This is a genomic window from Streptomyces sp. NPDC004647 (assembly GCF_040609575.1).
Lineage (GTDB): Bacteria > Actinomycetota > Actinomycetes > Streptomycetales > Streptomycetaceae > Streptomyces.
In genome coordinates, this window is record NZ_JBEXKU010000182.1 from 1 (window position 1) to 3,066 (window position 3,066).

4 protein-coding genes are annotated in these 3,066 nt (G+C 65.3%); 2 read left to right on the top strand and 2 right to left on the bottom strand.

The window, feature by feature from the left end; all coding sequences use genetic code 11:
* Positions 1-146: 146 nt before the first annotated feature.
* Positions 147-332 carry a hypothetical protein gene (locus tag ABZW18_RS34380; protein ID WP_356195356.1) on the bottom strand — a complete coding sequence of 62 codons (186 nt, stop codon included), beginning with the start codon at positions 330-332 and terminating at the stop codon, positions 147-149.
* A 209-nt stretch (positions 333-541) separates the two neighbouring features.
* On the opposite strand from ABZW18_RS34380, the gene ABZW18_RS34385 reads away from it, so the two are divergent.
* Both ABZW18_RS34385 and ABZW18_RS34390 read left to right on the top strand, forming a co-directional pair.
* A complete protein-coding gene (locus tag ABZW18_RS34385; RefSeq protein ID WP_356195359.1) occupies positions 542-1,795 on the top strand; it encodes an IS701 family transposase in 1,254 nt (417 codons plus the stop codon).
* Positions 1,796-2,057: 262 nt separating this feature from the next.
* Positions 2,058-2,444: a hypothetical protein gene (locus ABZW18_RS34390; RefSeq protein ID WP_356195362.1), complete on the top strand. Its 387-nt coding sequence runs from the start codon at positions 2,058-2,060 to the stop codon at positions 2,442-2,444.
* A gap of 130 nt (positions 2,445-2,574) precedes the next feature.
* Here ABZW18_RS34390 and ABZW18_RS34395 read toward each other — a convergent pair.
* A partial coding sequence (locus ABZW18_RS34395) for a DUF1932 domain-containing protein (RefSeq protein ID WP_356195365.1) occupies positions 2,575-3,066 on the bottom strand: 492 nt, incomplete at its 5' end.

Consider the following 3,066-nt stretch of genomic DNA (forward strand, 5'->3'; position numbering starts at 1 on the left):
CTCAACGCATTCCAGATCGCCTTCGAGGGCCGGCTCACCCCGGCCAACAGCTGAACCTCAACAACCAAGATCAGCCGTTAAATTGACACACCCGGTCGAACGCGGGGCCTGCGCTGGGCGTCACTGCTGGTGCAGGATGCCGCCGATCAACTTCTCTGCCTGCTTATATTGAGAATAGTGACAAAGGCGTCGCCGAGAACGTCAATCACAGGGTCGAGCACCTTAACCGGCCCATGAAACGACGGGTCATCCTGCGCCTGTGCGACGCCGGAGAAGGACAGGACTGCACCCGTGAGGGCGACAACGGCTAGTACACGCTTCGTGTTGTTCATAGCCCGCCAACGATCACAGTCATTGCGGGTAACGACGGCGACCTGCAGCGCCCGCGCCCGGTGCGCGGCAGCGGGCTGCCCTGCCCGCGTTTTTGACCATGTGGCCCGGGCCCGCGTTCGACCGGTCAGTCCCCATTTCAGGTACGACAGCGCTTTTAGTACTCCAGTGAGATTTCGTGTCTTGAGCTGGTTGTTCTCGTTGTCCGGTCATGGTGGGGATGGGTGAAGTCGAGGGCTGGGCTGGTGAGTTGGAGTCGGTGTTCGCGCGGGTGGCGGGCCGGTTCGGGCGGGCGGATCTGCGGTGGCGGATGCGGGACTATGTGCGGGGCCTTCTGGCGCCGGTGTCGCGGAAGAACGGCTGGCAGTTGGCGGAGTACGCCGGCCATCGTGATCCTGCTGGGCTGCAGCACCTGCTGAACGGCGCCCGATGGGACGCGGATGCGGTGCGGGACGACGTGCGCGAGTACGTCGCCGAGTACCTCGGCCCGGGTGGGGTGCTGATCATCGATGACACTGGCTTCATCAAGAAGGGCACCACGTCGGCAGGTGTGTCGAGGCAGTACACCGGCACCTCCGGGAAGATCGACAACTGCCAGATCGGGGTGTTCGCCGCCTACGCCACCGCACACGGCCGGGCCCTGGTAGACCGTGAGCTCTACCTGCCCAAGTGCTGGACGAAGGACCGTGAGCGGTGCCGGGCCGCGAAGATCCCCGACGAGCGGGGCTTCGCGACGAAGGGGGAACTCGCCCGTTCTGTCGTGCGCCGCTGCCTGGCCGCCGGCCTGCCGGCCTCCTGGGTGACCGCGGACGAGGCCTACGGGCAGGACTGGTCCTTCCGCCGCATGCTCGAACAGCACGGCCTGGGCTATGTCGTGGCAGTCCCCAAGTCCCAGCAGATCAAGTCCCTGGCCGGCGCCTGGCGCATCGACCAGCTCATTGACGAGGGCCCGACCGACGCCTGGCAGACCCTGTCCTGCGGCGACGGCGCCAAGGGCCCGCGCATCTACGACTGGGCAGCAGCGAAGCTACCCGTCAACATCGTCTTCGACCCGGACCCACCGACACACCACCGCTGGATCCTGGCCCGCCGCAGCCTGTCCGACCCCAGCGACCTCGCCTACTACCTCGCTCACGCACCTGTCGATGCGGACGTGAGCGAGCTGGCCCGGATCGCCGGATCCCGCTGGGCCATCGAAGAGTGTTTCCAGGCCGCGAAGAACGAGTGCGGTCTCGACGAATACGAGGTCCGCCGTTACCTGGGCTGGTACCGGCACATCACCCTCGTGATGCTCGCCCACGCCTTCCTGACCGTCCTCGCAGCCCAGGCGCAGGACGCCGAAAAGGGGGCCTCAGAAACGACACCACCAGCCTCGTCCCGCTCACCGTGGCAGAGATCCGGCGCCTGCTGGACACTCTCCTTCCCCACCCAAGGCCCCACCAGGACAGAAGACTTCACGCACTGAACTGGTCCCGCTGGCGCAGGCACCACCAAGCCACCGCCCGCCGCTGCCACTACCGAAGAACAACCAGCTCAGGACACGAATTCTCACTGGAGTATTAGACCGTGTCCTACATCGTGAGGCTTCGGAAGCGTTTGCACGAGCTGACACTCTCAGTAAAAGCTGCCCTACGCCTAGTGACTACGGTTCGGGGTTGAACCGCAAGAGCGAGCCCCTGCGGTATCTTGAACGCGTTCAGTTGAACGCGTTCAAAAGGAGGTCGGCGATGGCCGAATGTCAGAGGGTGTCGGCCCGGCAATGGCGATGGGCCGTGGCCGGGGCGGCGGTGGCAGCAGGGGTCGCGGCGGCCCTCGGCGCCTGGCTCGGCCCCAATGTGGTCGGGTATTTCGGGGCCACTGCGGTCACGGCCGCCCTCCCGCTCGTGATGCGAAACCATCCGAAGGCATGTGCCCGGACCTGCTACGTCGTAGGAGTGGGACTGCTGATCTGGTCGCTTCTCGGCGCCATGATCGGCATGCTCTGGTTCATCCCGGCGGCTCTCTTGCTGCTCGTCGCCGCCTTCGCGGACGCCGACAACCGCCCGGGCGCACGGTTCGCGGTCATCACGCCCCTCGCCGCCATTGCCGCAGTCGCGGCAATGGCGCATCTCTAGCCTGCCGACCCGGACGACGCACCGCCCGCCTTCCTTCCACGCGACAGTCGACTCCACCAGCCGGTGTTCGACAGAGACGTCCACCGGCCGATACGTGGTGGGGTGCCGTGTCAAGGTCAAGCCGGGCGAGTTATTCCTTCGGCGACTCGTGAAGCTGTGCGAGCGCCTCACCCAAAACGATTGGCTGATCTCTGGAGTTCGCCCACCGTTCCATGACCGAGGCTGAGGCTTCCGCAAGTTCAGTCGGCAGGCTTGCTTCATTGAGTGCGCTCGCGACCTCTCGCATCTCCGGGGCCCATCGCCATGCCCGTGCAGCCACCTTGGGGATATACGCGGGCTCAGCGAGATAGCTGGTTGTACGGTCCGTGGCGATGTCGAGGAGTTCCTCTTCCACCCCATGGTCACTTGCGAGTGCGTAGGCGACGGATGCGAGTGCCCGACTGGCCTTTTGGTAACTGCTGTAGGCCAGCTTCAGCGCAGAAGCCTTGCCAATCCCTCCGGCCAAGAGGTGCGGTTCTACGGCCGTGTCTTCGAAGAGCACGGCGACAGCAGCCAAAGCGTTTTCCGGACCGGACAGGTACAGCCGCGGGGTCTTCGACTCCGAGGGTGGGGAACCGATGAC